This window comes from Bacteroides timonensis, from assembly GCF_000513195.1.
In the GTDB taxonomy this organism is placed as follows: domain Bacteria; phylum Bacteroidota; class Bacteroidia; order Bacteroidales; family Bacteroidaceae; genus Bacteroides; species Bacteroides timonensis.
On record NZ_CBVI010000091.1, the window covers coordinates 149,596 to 167,916 of the forward strand.

Annotated in this window: 10 protein-coding genes and 1 pseudogene; 9 read left to right on the forward strand and 2 right to left on the reverse strand. The window is 46.3% G+C overall.

Translation table 11 applies throughout. The features are described from left to right. The first annotated feature begins 198 nt into the window (after nucleotides 1-198). The 8 genes from BN161_RS17245 to BN161_RS17285 all read left to right on the forward strand — a co-directional run bounded on the left by BN161_RS17245 (nucleotide 199) and on the right by BN161_RS17285 (nucleotide 16,360). Complete coding sequence (locus BN161_RS17245; protein ID WP_044268588.1) at nucleotides 199-3,381, forward strand: SusC/RagA family TonB-linked outer membrane protein; 3,183 nt, start codon at nucleotides 199-201, stop codon at nucleotides 3,379-3,381. 10 nt (nucleotides 3,382-3,391) lie between these two features. Continuing rightward, nucleotides 3,392-5,389, forward strand: coding sequence for a RagB/SusD family nutrient uptake outer membrane protein (locus tag BN161_RS17250; RefSeq protein WP_044268591.1), 1,998 nt, complete (start codon nucleotides 3,392-3,394; stop codon nucleotides 5,387-5,389). Nucleotides 5,390-5,406: 17 nt separating this feature from the next. Then, the gene (locus tag BN161_RS17255) at nucleotides 5,407-6,597 is read left to right on the forward strand and encodes a DUF5000 domain-containing lipoprotein (protein ID WP_044268593.1); all 1,191 of its coding nucleotides are present in this window, start codon (nucleotides 5,407-5,409) and stop codon (nucleotides 6,595-6,597) included. Nucleotides 6,598-6,627: 30 nt separating this feature from the next. After that, a complete protein-coding gene (locus BN161_RS28160; RefSeq protein ID WP_052356317.1) occupies nucleotides 6,628-7,866 on the forward strand; it encodes a DUF4998 domain-containing protein in 1,239 nt (412 codons plus the stop codon). Nucleotides 7,867-8,003: 137 nt separating this feature from the next. After that, nucleotides 8,004-9,908 (forward strand): glycoside hydrolase family 97 protein, encoded by a 1,905-nt coding sequence (locus BN161_RS17270; protein WP_044268595.1) that lies wholly within the window; start codon nucleotides 8,004-8,006, stop codon nucleotides 9,906-9,908. Nucleotides 9,909-10,080: 172 nt separating this feature from the next. Further along, the gene (locus BN161_RS17275; RefSeq protein WP_044268598.1) at nucleotides 10,081-12,897 is read left to right on the forward strand and encodes a TonB-dependent receptor; all 2,817 of its coding nucleotides are present in this window, start codon (nucleotides 10,081-10,083) and stop codon (nucleotides 12,895-12,897) included. Nucleotides 12,898-13,192: 295 nt separating this feature from the next. Next, entirely contained in the window at nucleotides 13,193-14,125 is a 933-nt protein-coding gene (locus tag BN161_RS17280; protein WP_044268601.1) for a metallophosphoesterase, read from the forward strand. A 216-nt stretch (nucleotides 14,126-14,341) separates the two neighbouring features. After that, nucleotides 14,342-16,360 (forward strand): LruC domain-containing protein, encoded by a 2,019-nt coding sequence (locus BN161_RS17285; protein WP_044268604.1) that lies wholly within the window; start codon nucleotides 14,342-14,344, stop codon nucleotides 16,358-16,360. Between the two features lie 164 nt (nucleotides 16,361-16,524). On the opposite strand, the gene BN161_RS17290 is transcribed toward BN161_RS17285, so the two are convergent. Continuing rightward, nucleotides 16,525-17,487, reverse strand: a complete 963-nt coding sequence (locus BN161_RS17290) for a FimB/Mfa2 family fimbrial subunit (protein ID WP_044268606.1) — start codon at nucleotides 17,485-17,487, stop codon at nucleotides 16,525-16,527. A gap of 251 nt (nucleotides 17,488-17,738) precedes the next feature. On the opposite strand from BN161_RS17290, the gene BN161_RS17295 reads away from it, so the two are divergent. Then, nucleotides 17,739-18,092, forward strand: a complete 354-nt coding sequence (locus BN161_RS17295; protein ID WP_044268609.1) for a cupin domain-containing protein — start codon at nucleotides 17,739-17,741, stop codon at nucleotides 18,090-18,092. Nucleotides 18,093-18,167: 75 nt separating this feature from the next. On the opposite strand, the pseudogene BN161_RS29235 reads toward BN161_RS17295, so the two are convergent. After that, a pseudogene (locus BN161_RS29235) lies at nucleotides 18,168-18,321 on the reverse strand (IS982 family transposase); the annotation flags it as partial.

Consider the following 18,321-nt stretch of genomic DNA (forward strand, 5'->3'; position numbering starts at 1 on the left):
TTTAATTAAAATGCCTATGGAATAATAAAAAAAAGTAAAGAACGGGAAAATAGGCAAAATTTACATCCACCTATTTTCGATTTTAATTCTACAATCACAATTCTTGGCGGAATATGTGTAAGCAATTGTATAACTTTAAACCTGTACAAAGATATCACATTTTTTCAAAAAATAGACTTCTTGTACTTAAACACTTTAATGCTAATGAAAAATGTATTAAGAAAACTACTACTAATGCTGTGCTTTTTTACTTATGTAATTGAAAGTCATGCATTAGTCAATAGAACAGAAAAGACAGACATAAGTTTCGAAATTAACCAGCAAACAATTCAAGTTAAAGGCGTTGTTATGTCTGAGTTCAACGAACCTCTTCCTGGTGCCACAATCACTATAAAAGGAACCACTAAAGGAGTCATTACTGATATAGATGGTAATTTCACTATCGATGCAGCATCCGATGCCACCCTAGTCGTTTCTTATATAGGAATGGAGAAGCAAGAAATCAAAGTGAGTAACAGAAAAACGATTCACATAATATTAAAAGAGCTAAGAGATGAGTTGGAGGAAGTGACCGTCGTTGCTTTCGCTAAACAGAAAAAAGAAAGCGTTATCAGTTCGATCACTACAGTAAAGCCCAGTGAGTTGAAAGCTCCAAGCAGTAACCTTACCACTGCTTTAGCAGGACGTATGGCTGGTATGATTGCCTATCAGACAAGTGGAGAACCAGGCAAAGATAATGCACAATTCTTCATACGCGGTGTAACCACATTCGGCTATAAAAAAGATCCATTGATTCTAATTGACAATATAGAACTTAGTGCCGATGACCTCGCCCGATTAAATGTAGACGATATTGCAAGCTTCTCCATTATGAAAGATGCAACATCCACCGCCCTCTATGGAGCCCGTGGAGCAAACGGAGTCATTATGGTAACAACCAAAGAAGGAAAAGAAGGACCAGCCAAAGTTTCCATCCGCTTAGAAAATTCGATATCTACTCCTACTAAAATGGTAGAATTGGCTGATCCTATCACTTATATGCGTTTAGGAAACGAAGCCGTAACGACCCGTAACCCACTCGGAATAACTCCTTATTCTCAAGAAAAAATAGATAAAACAATAGCAGGTACTAATCCATACGCCTATCCGGCCATTGACTGGTATGATGAACTTTTTAAATCACAAGTCATGAATCAACGCGTGAATTTCAACATCAGTGGTGGAGGAAAAGTTGCTAAATATTACATTGCCGCTTCGTATACAAAAGACAATGGCGTAATAAAAATGGATAATCAAAACAATTTCAACTCCGGAATTGATTTGCAGAAATTTAACGTGCGTTCAAATATCAATATTAATCTTACACCCACCACTGAAGCATCAATCCGCTTTCAAGGTAGTTTCGATGATTACAGAGGTCCTGTGGATGGAGGAGATGCATTATTCAAAAAAGTAATGCGAACCAATCCTGTATTATTTCCCAAGTATTATCCCAAAACAGGAGAATATGCAAATTCAACCCATATTCTGTTTGGAAACTATGAGGACGGTACCTATCTAAACCCATTCGCAGACATGGTAAGAGGTTATAAAGAGTCTAATCGTAGCCTTATTCTGGCGCAGGGAGAAGTAAAACAGAAGTTAGATATAATAACCAAAGGATTATCTGCCAGAGGATTAATTAGTACAACACGCTATTCATATAATGATGTTGTGAGACAGTATAAACCATTCTACTATCAGGTTGGCTCATATAATAATCAAACCAATGAATACAGCCTACATCCGCTCAATGAGACAAGTGGTGAAGAAAATTTAAGTTATGAACCGGGAGGAAAAGATGTACAGACCACAAACTATATGGAGCTATCTATGACATATAATCGTGATTTTGACGAACATGGGATTAGTGGAATGTTAGTATACACACGGCAGGAAAAAAGAGTATCTAATGCTGGTGACTTACAAAAATCATTGCCTTACCGTAATCAAGGCTTATCAGGACGCTTCACTTACTCTTATGCAAAAAAGTATTTTGGGGAATTCAATTTTGGATACAATGGCTCTGAACGTTTTTCTAAAAATGAACGTTTTGGCTTTTTCCCTTCTATTGGTGCAGGATATATCATTTCGAATGAGAAGTTCTTCGAGCCATTAACCAAATACATCAGCAAACTAAAATTCAAATATACCTATGGTTTAGTGGGTAATGATGCAATTGGCGACGAAAACGATCGTTTTTTCTATCTATCTAATGTAAATACCAATGATGGCGGTAAGCAGCAACAATTTGGCAACAATTATGATTTCAGACCCAACGGAATAACGGTGACCCGTTATGCCAATAATTTGATCACTTGGGAAACTGCAAAGAAAATGAACTTCGGTATAGAACTTGGACTATTTAACAGCCTTGAAATTCAACTCGATTTATTCAAAGAAAACAGAAAGGATATATTGATGGAGCGCTCTTACATTCCATCAACTATGGGACTCTCAGCCCCCGTAAAAGCTAATGTAGGTGAAGCAAGTTCTAAAGGAATAGACTTATCAGTAGACTACTCTTTTATTTCACAATCTGACTTTTGGATGACTGGACGCGCCAATTTCACATATGCCATCAGCAAATTTGAAAAAGTCGAAGAGCCTGATTACAATCTGCAAAAGACTCCTTGGAGATCAAGGGTTGGACAAAGTCTAAATCAAAGATGGGGGTACATTGCTGAACGCTTATTTATAGATGAAGGAGATATCATAAATTCACCGGATCAATCCGGTTTAGGGTTCTATGAAGCAGGTGATATCAAATATAAAGATATAAATAAAGACGGGAAAATAACCGAGGCTGATATGGTACCTATCGGCTATCCTACTACGCCTGAGGTTACTTTTGGCTTTGGATTGTCAACTGGTTATAAGAACTTTGATTTTTCTGTGTTTTTCCAAGGCAATAGCAGAGTTTCATTTTGGATAGATCCGAATGCTATTTCCCCATTCATTGACACTGACGGTAATGATGCTGTTCGTTCCGAAAATGCCATGCTAAAGGTTATCGCAGACAATCATTGGTCCGAAGGTAACAGAAATTCCTATGCCTTTTGGCCCCGATTAGCCAATAGAGCAATGGATAACAATTACAAAAGCAGTACTTGGTGGATGAATGATGGTTCATTTTTGAGATTGAAATCAATAGAACTTGGATATTCTCTCCCAACCAGATTACTAAAAAAAATAAGGATCGAAGGAATGCGTATTTATGTAAGTGGAACAAATTTATTAACATTCAGTAAATTCAAATTGTGGGATCCGGAAATGGGCAGTAATGGTTTAGGATATCCTATTCAACGAGTGTATAATATGGGATTAACATTAAATTTCTAAAACAGAGAATATGAAGAAAATAAAATATATAAGCAGGCTTGTTCTTTTATTGATAATAACAAGCTGTTCTGATTATCTTAATGTAGTGCCTGATGGTGTAGCCGACCTTGAAATGATGTTCAATAACAGGACAAGTGCAGAACGATACCTGACTACCTGCTATTCATATATACCTCTTTTCGGTGCCCAGCGTGATAATCCCGGATTAACTTCCGGAAATGATATATGGTACTATACATTGAGAGACCAGTACAATGATAATGAATGGGCTTTTGGAATAGCCAACGGGCTACAAAATACTCAAGATCCATTAACAAATTATTGGGATGGCGGCAATGGAGCCAAATCAATGTTTAAGGCCATTAGGGACTGCAATATCTTTCTTGAATATGTATCTGACGAATCCAGAGTGGCCGGTTTGGACATTATGGAAAGGAAACGCTGGTTGTCTGAAGTAACAGTTTTAAAAGCCTTTTATAACTACCACTTGTTCCAATTATACGGTCCGATACCTATCGTTGATAAGAATCTCCCCGTTTCAGCCTCACCGGAAGAAGTGAGAATTAAACGGGCAAAGGTAGACGAAGTAGTTAACTATGTAGTCGATTTGATCGACAATTCTTATACAAATCTGCCTAAGTACATATCGAAATCGGCTATTGAAGACGGAAGACTGACGCAAGCAGCAGCTTTATCCATTAAAGCAAAAGTTCTATTATTGGCAGCAAGTCCTCTGTTTAACGGGAATACAGACTATGCAAACTTCCTGGATCATGATAAAGAACCGTTCTTCAATCAGAACTATGATCAATCCAAATGGACAAGAGCTGCAGAAGCGTGCAAAATGGCACTTGAATCAGCAATAAATGACCAAAGGCGCCAATTATATGACTTCAAAAGAGATGGAAAGCTTGCCGTTACAAATGACTCCATTGCCTATATGATGAATTCACGTCAGGCTCTTACAGAACGCTTTAATGTCGAGTTAGTATGGGGATGTGGAACACAATACACGGGAGATTTACAAAATGTAAGTCAACCCAGATTAAATCCCGGAACCAAAGGAGCCTCCGATGGAACAAACCAATATAACTGCAAATCCATTTATGCTCCCACCATGGAGATAGCTGAAATGTTTTATACCCGCCGAGGAGTACCAATGGAAGAAGACAAAGAATGGAACGAAAACGGGTGGTATGATGACCGTTTTACTGCATTTGAAAAGACAACAGAAAATGACAAGTATTATATGAAAGTGGACTTTGATGCCCCCCTATTGCATTTAAGGCGAGAAGCACGCTTCTATGGCGCATTAGGCTTTGATGGCTCCACTTGGTATGGACAAGGATGGACCATACCGGATGATGCTTCTACCCGCAATTATGTGGAGGGAAAACAAGGAGAATTTTCGGGTCAAAAGCTGACTACGCAATACTCAATTACAGGCTATTACGCCAAGAAACTCATTTATTATGGAAATATCATCTCCAATAATGTTGTAATCAACGAATATCCCTTCCCCATCGTTCGTCTGGCAGACCTGTATTTGATGTATGCCGAAGCTCTACTCGAATCAGTTAGCGGTGACAGTGATATCCCGGAAGAAATATACGATTGTCTGAGAGTAATCCGTGAACGTTCCGGCCTCAAGAAAAGCGATAAAGAGCCAATAGATATCGGTGATGTTCGTGAAGCTTGGAAAGCTTATTCAATCAATCCCGAAAAAGCAACAACAAAAGCAGGATTGCGAGAAATCATTCGCAGAGAACGACAAGTGGAACTTGCTTTGGAGGGACAGCGTTATTACGATATCCGACGTTGGAAATTAGCGTCAAAGGAGTTTAACAAGCCCGTCAGAGGATGGAATGTAGGTGAATCTACCACTGAAGACTTCTACAGGATAAGATACATCTACAATCAGAAATTCTACCAAAGAGATTATTTATGGCCCATCAAGGAGCAATCTTTGATCGTTAATACAAACTTAATCCAGAATCCAGGATGGTAACTTCAAAATCAAAATATATGAAAACAAAATATTGCCTCCTTCTCCTTATACTGCTGTTGACCAGTTGCAGTGAGGAGATTATAAACAAACCCTATGGGAGCAATGATGGAAAAGCTCCCGGCATTGTTGAAGTAGTTGATTATACCCCCATACCGGGTGGTGTTATTCTACAAGTCAAAAATCCTTCAGATGAAGACTTACTTTACATCAAAGCAAAATATCAACTTGATTCCGGAAAAGAAATGGAAGAGAGGATATCCGCTTACTCAAGCACAATAACTCTGGAGGGCTTTGGAAATGTTTCAGAGAAAAGCATCACACTTTCTGCCGTCGATCGTATGGAGAATGAAGGAGAATCATCTACTATTAAAGTAACGCCGGGAAGACCAACCTATTTAAAAGCATACGATTCAATGGACATGTACGTCACATTTGGAGGTATCGGAGTTTCCATTAAGAACGAAGACAAGAACAATCTGATTATCGATGTATATACAAAAGATGAAAAGGGCGAATGGTATATTACCCACACAGAATATACATCAAAACCGGACATCGTTTTTGCGGTACGCGGGTTTGAGAATAGTCCCCGTGAATTTGGAGTTACAATAAGAGATCCTTGGGAAAACAAAACAGAGCCGGTGTATACCACTGTAACCCCCTGGTACGAAGTAGAGTTGGACAAAGGTAAATTTGCAGAAGTTTTACTGCCGAACGATGCATCTATGGCATACTGGGGATTCAGCATAAGTAGAATTTGGAATGGCAATTATGCATATGGCGCAAACGACATGTGCCACTCTTCTGAAAGCGAGGGATGGCCACAGAGTTTTACATTTGACTTGGGAGTAGTAGCCAAGTTAAGCCGCTATAAATATTGGCAAAGATTACAAGATGATTACTTATACCAACATGGGAATCTAAAAAAATGGGAACTTTATGGAAGAAGTGATACTCCCCCTGCAGATGGGAGTTGGGATGGATGGATTAAACTCATGGAATGCGAAAGTCTTAAACCATCCGGACTACCTCCCGGCCAAATATCTTCAGAGGACAAGGCTTATGCTGCTGCCGGAGAAGAGTTCGAGTTTCCACCGAGTACACCGGCTGTCCGTTATATCCGCTGGAAAGGACTCGAAACATTTACCGGTGCCCAATTCATACACCTCCAGGAAGTAACATTCTACGGACAAGAAGATGGTTATTGAATAAAATAGAAATTTAAACCATAAGAAACAATGAAAATATTGAATACTATATACTTTCTTATCGTCACGATACTATTTGCGTCATGTGACGGCATGCTGGATAATATACAGGGGTATCTGGATGAGGGAGAAACTGTTTATGTAGGCAAATTGGTTTCTCCTTATGCTAATCCCGGTAAAAACCGCATTCAGTTGAATGGAACTCTATATTATGGAGTTACTCAAAGCCAATGTTTGATTGAGTGGAAAGCCCCGGACGGAACAACCGGTTCCAAAGAAGTTCCTGTTCAACGGGAAGAACAGTTGGAAGTTTTTTCGATTATCCTAGACGACTTATTGGAAGGGCAATACGATTTTACCTTTACAACCATGGATGCAACAGGAAACAGATCTTTACCTACAACGACTCAGGGATATGTATATGGAGATTTCTATGAGCAGTCTTTGATGAATAGAAGTATCGTTCAAATTGAAGCATATAAACGAGAAGGATTCATGATAACCTGGAGACCACTCAACGAAGAAGGAGCCATAAAAAGTGAGGTTACTTACACTACAGATGAAGGACAAAAAACAATTTCTGTACCTATAAATGAAAACAGCACTTTACTAAAAGGATGCATCCCGGGAAGTACTATAACTTGGAAAACAGAGTACATCCCCGTAGAAAATGCCATAGATGTATTTTATTCCACACCTTCAGAAAAAGAAGCCCCGAACGATTTTGTAATACAACTCAATAAAAACAATTTTAAAGAGGTAATATTACCTACGGACGCAAGAATGAATTATTGGGGATTTTCTCTGTCCAGAATCTGGAACGGGAATACGAATTGGGAGGCAAATAGCATGTGCCACAGCAGTGATGCAGAAGGATGGCCACAATGGTTCACTTTTGATTTGGGAGTGCTGACAAAACCAGATCGTTATAGATATTGGCAACGCTTGCAGGAAGCCTATTTATACGAGAAAGGAGACAATCCCAGAAAGTGGGAACTCTACGGACGAGCTGATACTCCTCCTGCCGATGGTAGTTGGGACGGATGGATAAAATTAATGGATTGTGAAAGCATCAAGCCATCGGGTGTATTTGACAAGACATTGACAACAGAAGACATTGAATATGCAAAAGCAGGAGAATTGTTCATGTTTCCGGAAGACACTCCGTCTGTAAGATATATCAGGTGGAAAACATCAGAAACATTCAGTGGCAAACATACGGTCCACTTCCAGCAAATAACATTCTGGGGAGAGGATTTGAGTGAATAATACAGATTAAAATAGAACAAGGTTTTCAATAGGTATCGAACTTTACCGAGAATGATTTATGAGAATCATTCCGGTAAAGTTCTAAATACATATACAAGAAACATATCAATTTTCAGCGCTTCAAACTCTCAAAAGCTATGTTCAAGAAACTATTCATTTCATTATTATTACTTTTGGCAAGTAATATGCCTCTTCCCGCCAAGTGCCTGCAATCTTTATACTCTCCGGACAGAAACATACGGTTAGTGATAAATCAGGAGCAGGAACATATAATGGCAACAGTCCAATATCAGGGAAGAACAATCATCCCCGAAATCAGATTTGGCGTACAAGAGCAAAAACAAACATTCTATGGCAGTATGAAATGTCTGGGATTCTCAGAAGAAGCTGCAGTCCGAGAGCAATACTCCGCCATCCATGGGAAGAGGAGCTCTTGCAGTAACATTGGAAATGCATTCACAATGTATCTGGAGAATTCACAAAAGCAGAAACTGGATATTGAATTCAGAGTGTATAATGATGGAGTCTGTTTCCGTTATGCTTTATCTGAAAATCAATCCGATTCTCTTCTTTTCATAAATGAATTCACCACTTATCGCATTCACCGGGAAAGCGACCGATGGATGCAGAAATACGTTCCGCACTATGAAGGAGATTTCCCGCACGAAAAAGGAAATGTCTCACAAGGAGAGTGGGGATACCCTGCATTAATTCGCCACAACGGATGCTGGGCACTGCTGACAGAAGCTAATATCGACCGGAATTATTGTGCCACACATTTGACGAATACCGCTCATAGCGAGTTCTATCAAATAGCCTATCCACACAGGGAAGAAGGGAATGGAGTAGGCTCCATACATCCGGCAACCCAAACCCCATGGTTCTCTCCCTGGAGAGTTATCATTTTAGGAGAACTAAAGAATATTGTTGAATCAACTTTAGTAGAAGATGTAAGTACCCCCTGTTTTCTAACAGAAACAGACTGGATTCTACCGGGATCAGCATCATGGATATATTGGGCGTACAACCACGGGACAAAAGATTACAGAAAATGTTGTGAGTATGTTGACTTGGCTGCTTCAATGCATTGGGAATATGTTCTGTTCGACTGGGAATGGGATCAGATGCAAAATGGAGGCACCCTTGAAGATGCGGCAGATTACGCAGTCTCCAAAGGTGTCAAACCTCTCATCTGGTACAATTCCGGAGGAACACACAATCGCGTGTCGAGTACTCCAAGAGACCGATTGATAACTAAAGAAAATAGGAATAGAGAATTTAGAAAACTCAAAGAAATGGGATTTGCCGGTATTAAGGTCGATTTCTTCGAAAGTGACAAGCAACATATGGTCAATTACTACTTAGACATTCTGGAAGATGCGGCAAAACATAAACTGATGGTCAACTTCCATGGTTGCACCTTACCCAGAGGATGGAGTCGCACCTATCCGCATCTGATGTCAATGGAGGCAGTATACGGAGCAGAACAGTATAACAACAGTCCTTATATGACAACAGCCGCATCACGCCTGAACTGTACTTATCCCTTCACCAGAAACGTAGTGGGTCCCATGGACTATACTCCTGTAGCTTTCACTGATTCACAACATCCTCACCGTACTACATATGCTCATGAGCTGGCTCTATCTGTCATTCTCGAATCCGGCATACAGCACTGGGCAGACAGGCCGGAAGGCTTCTACCAATTACCTGATGAAGTCAAGTCATTTATGAGCAATGTGCCGGCGGCATGGGATGATACCCGGTTTATTGAAGGGTATCCGGGAGAATATGTTGTACTGGCACGCAGGAAAGGGACAACATGGTATTTGGCAGGAATCAACGGAACAACTTCCCATAAGAAACTCACTGTCGCTTTAGATTTCCTGCAAGATGGCAATTATCAAATGAACTTGTTTACAGACGGGAAAGAAGCCACTCGGATACGCGCGCTCTGCAGTCGAGTAGGCAAGTCCGACAAGCTGGAAACAGAGTGGCTACCGGAAGGGGGATTCGTCGCATGCCTTAAATTACAGGAATAATCAAACATCCGGCTTGAAGACATCGGTTGCAGGAGAAGCCGGGAAATGCTGTCCCCACCTTCCCTGTAACCGAATCGTAACCTTTTTGTCACCCGTTCTTCAATCTCCCGTAAAAAGTACGTAATGCGGCGGCAGTACTTTTGCGGCAGATTATTAACAGATGACAACAAGTATGAAACAAATCGTAAGAGTATTCTTATTTTTACTCCTATTCATCGCAGCCGGCAATGCGGCCATGGCTGACGAAAAGACGAACGTTACCAAACAAGGAACGGTGCGCGGACGTATCATCGACGCGACCAAACAGACTCTCCCGGGTGCTTCTATCTACATCGAGAAACTACACACTGGCGTGACGAGCGACGTCAACGGCTTCTACACTTTCTCTAACCTTGACCCGGGAACTTATACAGTAAAGGTGAGCTACGTGGGCTACTCTCCCGTGGAACTGAAAATCACCGTCCCCGCCGGACGCACGCTGGAGAAGAACGTGGTGCTGAACGAAGGCGTGGAATTGCAGGAAGTAGTTGTGGGCGGCGCCTTCCAGGGACAACGCCGAGCCATCAACTCGCAGAAGAACAACCTGGGAGTGACGAACGTGGTTTCCGCCGACCAGGTGGGCAAGTTCCCCGACTCCAACATCGGCGACGCGCTGAAGCGCATCTCCGGCATCAACGTGCAGTACGACCAGGGCGAGGCTCGCTTCGGACAGGTGCGCGGAACGAGCGCGGACCTCAGCTCGGTGACCATCAACGGCAACCGCGTGCCGTCCGCCGAGGGCGATACGCGCAACGTGCAGCTCGACCTGATTCCTTCGGATATGATTCAGACCATCGAGGTGAACAAGGTGGTGACGCCGGAAATGGACGCGGACGCCATCGGCGGTAGCATCAACCTCGTGACCAAGAACTCGCCCTACAAGCGCTTCATCAGCGCCACGGCAGGAACGGGCTACAACTGGATCAGCGAGAAGGCGCAGCTGAACCTGGGCTTCACGTACGGCGACCGCTTCTTCAACGACAAGCTGGGCGTGATGCTGTCCGCCTCCTATCAGAACTCGCCTTCCGGATCGGACGACGTGGAGTTTGTGTGGGACCGCGACGTGGACAGCAAGGAAGTGACGCTGACGGAGTATCAAATCCGCCAATACTACGTCACCCGCGAACGCCAGAGCTACTCGGCTGCGCTGGACTACGTGTTCAACGAGAACCACAAGCTGACCTTCAAGGGCATCTTCAACAACCGCAACGACTGGGAGAACCGCTACCGCATGACCATCAAGGACTACAACATGGACGAGGACGAGAACGAAAACCCCTATTGCACCATCAACAACAAGGGTACCGTGCGCATACAGACCAAGGGCGGCACGCCGGACAACCGCAACGCCCGACTGGAACGCCAGCGCACGATGGACTTCACCCTGGGCGGCGAACACCTCTTCGGCAAGCTGGGCATGGACTGGAGCGTGAACTACGCCAAGGCAAGCGAGGTGCGCCCCAACGAACGATACATCGACTATCAGCTGAAGAAGCAGAAGTTCGATGCCGACCTGTCGGACGAACGCTGGCCGCTGCTCACCCCGCAGAGCGGCTCCAAGATGGTGCTGGACGACGACTTCGGACTGAAGGAAGTGACCGAACAGCAACAGGACATCCAGGAGAAAGACCTCAAGGCGAAGCTGGACTTCGACCTGCCGCTGAAGAAGGGCGCGTACGGCAACAAGCTGAGCTTCGGCGCCAAGCTGGTGCACAAGACCAAGGACAAGGAAATAGACTTCTACGAATACACACCGCTGGACGAAGACGGATTTGACGCCGCCAGTCTTGCATCGGCCGTCAACCAGACGCGCAGCGGATACATCCCCGGCAGCAAGTACGTGGCAGGCAGCTTCGTCAGCAAGGAATACCTCGGCAGCCTCGACCTGAACAACGCCGCCCTCTTTGAGAAGGAACAGAATCAGGAAGAGCTCGCCACCAACTACAACGCCAAGGAGACGGTGACCGCAGGCTACCTGCGCTTCGACCAGAAGCTGGGCAAGAAGTGGGACCTGATGCTGGGCCTGCGTCTGGAGAACACCCACGTGAAGTACAGCGGAAGCCAGTACGACGCCGTGGAAAAAGTGACCACCCGCACCCCCTACGAGAGCGACAGCTACCTGAACGTGCTGCCCTCGGTGCTCGCCAAGTGGGACGTGAACGACGACCTGAAGGTGCGCGCCTCCTTCACCAACACCATCGCCCGCCCCAAGTACTCGGCACTCGCCCCGAACGTGAACATCGACCGCAACGACAACGAAATCTCGCTGGGTAACCCGGGACTGAAACCTACCCTGAGCTACAACTTCGACCTCAGCGGCGAATACTACTTCAAGAGCATCGGACTGGTCAGCGCCGGCGTGTTCTACAAGAAGATAAACGACTTCATCGTGGACCAGACCCTGCGCAACTACGACTACAACGGCACCAACTACACCAAGTTCAGCCAGCCGCGCAACTCGGGCAACGCCGACCTGCTGGGCGTGGAAGTGGCCTATCAGCGCGACTTCGGCTTCATCGCCCCCGCCCTGAAGTGCATCGGCTTCTACGGCACGTACACCTACTCCTACAGCCGCGTCAACAACTTCAACTTCGAGGGACGCGAGAACGAAAGCGGCCTGCGCCTGCCGGGCTCGCCGGAGCACACCGCCAACGCATCGCTCTTCTTCGAGAAGTCCGGCCTCAGCCTCCGCTGGAGCTACAACTACGCCTCCGCCTTCATCGACGAGATGGGCAGCGAGAAGTTCTACGACCGCTACTACGATGCCGTCAGCTACATGGACGTGAACGCCAGCTACACCTTCGGCAAGAAACTGAAGACCACCTTCTATGCCGAAGCCACCAACCTGCTGAACCAACCGCTCCGTTACTATCAGGGAACGAAGGAACGCACCATGCAGAGCGAACACTACGGCGTGAAGGTGAATGCCGGAGTGAAGATAAACTTCTGATGCACCGGAGCCGGTTGCAGGTGTAAGGAATTATCACCACCCCCGCAGCCCCCCGAAAACAGATGCGCACGCAGGCAAAAATGGAAGCGCACGGAGTTAAAAATGCGTGCGCTTCCATTTTCAACTCCGTGCGCTTCCATTTTTAACTCCGTGCGCACGCAGTTTTCACCCCCTCCAGAAGTACTTCTGACGGGGGTTCGGAGAGAGAATCCGGCTCTTCGCCCCGTTTCGGGAAAACAACGGCGGAGAAGCGGAATGTAAACAGATTTCATCAATAATCCAACGAATGACAACAATGAAGAAAACAATCCTTCTACTATTCATCGCCCTGCTGGGCAGCGTGGCGCAAGCCCAAACCACCGACTACTCCGTCTTCGACGGGAAGTTCAACTTCTACGTCGCCAACGACCTCGGCCGCAACGGCTACTACGACCAGAAGCCCATCGCCGAACTCATGGGCGTGATGGCGGAGAACGGCGCCGACCCCGAATTCGTCCTCGCCACCGGCGACATCCACCACTTCGAAGGCGTGCGCAGCGTGAACGACCCCCTGTGGATGACCAACTACGAACTCATTTACTCCCACCCCGAACTGATGATAGACTGGTTCCCCCTCCTCGGCAACCACGAATACCGCGGCAACACGCAAGCCGTGCTGGACTACAGCAACGTCTCCCGCCGCTGGACCATGCCCGCCCGCTACTACACCAAAGCCTTCGAGAACGACGGCATGACCCTCCGCGTCCTCTGGCTGGACACCGCCCCCCTGATAGACAAGTACCGCAACGACACCGAAACCTATCCCGACGCCTGCCGCCAAGACTACCGGAAGCAGCTCGCCTGGGCAGACTCCGTGCTCACCGCCGCCAAGGAAGACTGGGTAATCGTGGCCGGACACCACCCCATCTACGCCGAAACCTCCAAGTCCGACACCGAACGCCGCGACATGCAGGCACGCCTCGACCCCATCCTGCGCCGCCACAAGGTGGATATGTACATCTGCGGCCACATCCACAACTTCCAGCACATCCGCGTGAAGGGCAGCGACATCGACTACGTCACCAACTCCGCCGGTTCGCTCTCCCGCAAGGTGAAGCCCGTGGAAGGCACCCTGTTCTGCAGCCCCGAACCCGGCTTCTCCATCGTCTCTGCCGACAAAAAGACACTGGTGCTGCGCATGATTGACAAGAAGGGCAACGTGCTGCACACGGTGACACGGAAGAAGTAAGCCGCAACAAACCTTACTGATTTAGCCCCTTGCCGGAGTCGGCAAGGGGCTAAATCAGTTTTTATAGCACCGAAAACAGCCCCCTACTTACGCAAAGCACCTGCCTTCAATACTTTTTTGCAGCCAAAGCTCAAATAATCAGTGAAAACTTGCTCATTCTTTCTCTATTTATTGTATTTTTGCAACAAAAACAAATGATATATAAAACTTATATCTATGAATAACCTCATTCTTAAATCAGCGACATTGCTGGCAAGCCTGTGCCTGACAGCTTGTATGGAAGATGTCAGCCGTCCCATCGAACAGCCGGAGACCGACACTCCCCTCGACCTGAACTTCGATTTCAGCACTCGCCAAAGTTGCAGTCTGAAACTCTCTGCCATCAATGAACAAGGCAAACCGGCAGTGAAAGCCCTGTTCAGCATCTACGAACAAGACCCCACCCTCGGCGAGGACGGCGGACGCAAAGCAGATGTCTATCCCCTCTACCAAGGACTCACCGATGCAAACGGGCAAATCTCCGTCGACCTTGAACTTTCCGCCAAGACTACCCAACTCTATATCTATCCCGAAATGGCCGGTCTGGGCCTCATGCAGACAGTGACGCCCGCCGAAGCCGCATCGGGCTTGACGTTCAAGGGAAACCAGCTTCCCGCAGCCACGAAAGCCTCCGCCACAAGAGCCGAAGGAGACATTGAGCGCGACCGCAAGGACCTCGGGAACATCCACAAGTTCTTCAGCTATTTCACAGATGAAGAGCTGAATGAAAAAGGTTCCTTGAACATCAATCAGGGACTGGTGACGAGCGATCCCCTTCCGGATGCCTACAAGGAAAAAGTAACCAGGATGTTTCCCGAGAAAACGGCTTATACCGGAGACGAAAGTAATACGGATCTCATAATAACCAGCGAGAACGGAGCAGAAGTATGGGCTACCTATATTGGAGACGGTGGATATGTAGAACCCAATAAAAACAGATACTTCCGCAATGGTCTCTACTACTATATCTATACCGAAAATAATGCACCGGCAGCAAAATACAACGTAGAAAGCGACGAATATGTGCTGACCGCCATCTTCCCCAATGTGAACCCCTTTGACGGAATAACCACAGGTACCCGTGTCCAGCTTCTCTATTATGACAAGGCGAAAGGCAAGTATGTAACAGTATTCCCCAAGGGAACACATATCGGATTTGTGCTGAATCATAAGGGCTATAATCCGAACGGAAACATTTCACAGAATGGATATGGATTTGGTTTGACCGTTACCACTATCGACGGCAATCCCTACTGCTCTACAAAGGAGTTCAACAAGGATAAAAACACGCATGGCATCCTTGTATGGGACGATGAATTCCAATGCTACACCTTGGGCATGGAACGCCAGGGAGCTACCGGTGACAATGACTTCAACGACATCTTAACCAAAATCGTATGTTCACCCGTAAAGCAAGGCCAGACAGGCACTGTTCCTACGCCGGAAACCCAGCCCATCGTCTCTTCCTACCAAGGCATACTGGCCTTTGAGGACAACTGGCCTTACAAGGGAGACTACGACTTCAACGACTTCGTAACCGCCTATACCTACAAGCTGATCAAAGATGCAACTTCCGGACTCGTGACAGGCATGGAGCTGACCTTCACTCCCAAAGCCATAGGAGCCAGCGGTACAAACGGCTTCGGCATCCAGCTGCCGGTCAGCACCACCAATGTATCCATAGAGAACGCAAGCCTTGAAGCGGGAAACAGCCGGGCCACCGTAATCGTCTATAGCAACGTCCGTGAAGCTTTTGCCGGCAAGACCGGTTTCATCAATACCGAATTGGGCAATGCCGTCACAGCCGCTTCAAAGACTTTCAGGCTGACCTTCACCACTCCGATGGCAGAGAGCGAAGTAGCTCTGAAGGATTTCAATCCGTTCCTTTTCCGTGACAGCAGAGACCGGGAGATCCATCTTGTGGACTATTCGCCTACGGAAAAGGCAGATATGGCATGGTTCCGGAAAGAAGGCAGCAACGACAAGTCAGATACTACTAACGGAGTCTATTATCGCATGGACAACCGGAATCCGTGGGCTTTGGACATCAGTGTGGCAACCTGGATGTGGCCTCTGGAAAGAAAAGACATCAATTTGGCTTACCCTGATTACTCGAGATGGTACGAAAATTGGGAAGAAGGCAAAGTAGCAGATTGGACGGACAACGCAAATGCCACTTATCTGTGGAGTGAATAAAGAAAATAGCAAATAAGAAAAGACTTTAAGAGCCTGTTTAAACTTTCCCCAGCATTCTTTCGAGAGCTTTTTTGAAGATATATCTCTCTGAATTTATGAGGAAAATTTAAGCAGGCTCTCTCTTTGTTCTGAATCGGCCATAAAAGAGCACCTTATCAGAATTTTCATTCCAAACTCGGAATATCAATATCCTCGCTCTCCGTCTCCCAACTATCCACCGTGAAACTGCCGGTCTCCTCTTCCGAGAAGATGCCGCCTATCGTTATCGTCAGCGTCAGCATGGTGTTCGCCTTCAAAGGATTGCTTAGCGCCTGGCTGAAGGTCTTTACCGTTCCGTTCTTCAAAGTAACTATCAGCTGGAACAACGGACTTACGGCAGACGGGAAGAGCATGGCTACGGGATTGCTCATCTGCAAGCTGTCGGCAGACAGGACAAGCGGAATGGCAACGGTCCTTGTCTGATTGACGGGGGCTGCCGTATAGACGTTCAGCCCCTCCGCAATGCCGCCGATGCGGACACTCATGCTGTCGATGGCAGAAGCCAGCGTTGCCCCACTGCTGCTTTTCACTATTGCCTGAAAGCCTGCTGTCTGCCGTCTCAGTACGGCGCTCAGCTTATCTGTACCGATGTCCGTAGGCACCACGGCATAGACCAAGTCGGGCACCGGACGATAAGTGGTGTCCGGAGAGTCCTGCACCAGGCTGAAATACTGCTGCGACAAGTCTCCGCCAAGCGTCAGCTGTGGCCCGCCAAGATTCGGATTGTTGGTTATCATCTCGCCCGTCTGAGTGGTGCCCCAGTAAAGCATGTTGTAAGTCCCCACAGGAAGGAGGATGGGACGGATGGGAGTTCCGGACACAGCCCCGTCCGCCAGCACATACATGCCGGGAAACGGACTCAGCTTGCCATTGAAATAGTTCCCGTAGTAAGTGGAAGTAGCAGGCAGGCAGGGAAACACCTCCAACGTTCCGGTCATCGGGCCTTGAGTGCCGATGGCTATGTCTATATCCGGGGTCACAAGGTCACCGTCCCCATTTCCGCCCCCATTACCCTTTATCGGGTTATCATCCGCACAGCTGGCAAAGGCGACTGCCGTCAGCATCAATAAAAAGAACGATCTTTTCATAATTCAATCTGTTGTTTAGGTTTCTATAGACAGAGAAACACCATAGCAGGAAGTTAGTTCGATGGCAATGGGAATTTATACAATAATCATTAAAGTTAATGCCCGTTAAACCTCACTTTTTAAATGCTTAGTTATCAACAATAGTAACATGCAGGTAACTGACGAAGCAAATGGTGCCTACTTGTAGGAGGCGGAAAAAGTGCCTAACTTTGCTGCTGTAAAAGAAACAACATATTATAAAAGAAGTAATTATGAAGAATTATCAGAAAGTAAGTGTAGCCCCGGAAGCACGTGTCGAGCTGCACGATTCATTGAATTTGACCGGTGCAGAAGTATCTATCAACAACTTTCCGGCAGGTGCGGGAGTGCCTTTCGTACACTCTCACAAGCAGAACGAAGAAATCTATGCCGTTCTTTCCGGCCGCGGCACAATGGTGATTGACGGCGAGAGCATCGCCCTGCAAGCCGGTGACTGGCTCCGCGTGGCTCCGGCTGCCGAACGCCAACTGTCTGCCGCTGCCGACAGCGCCATCAGCGTCATCTGCATTCAGGTGAAGGCTGGTTCGCTGGAAGGCTTCACAATGACGGATGCAATAGTGAAGTAATCTTCACAAAAAACAGGAAGGTATCTACTCCCCGCCCATTGGCAATCGGAGTAAATAACGTGAGTTCGATATAATTCAAAATAATCTTAGCTGCCCGTCGTTGACAAATTGCAGGTCAATGGCGGGCTTCTTCTCAAAGAAACAGTATGCTGCAATTGCCGCCAATGCGTTAGCAATGAAATTATTGAATGACCGATGCCTGGAGTGTTCGATCTGTGCAATATTCTTC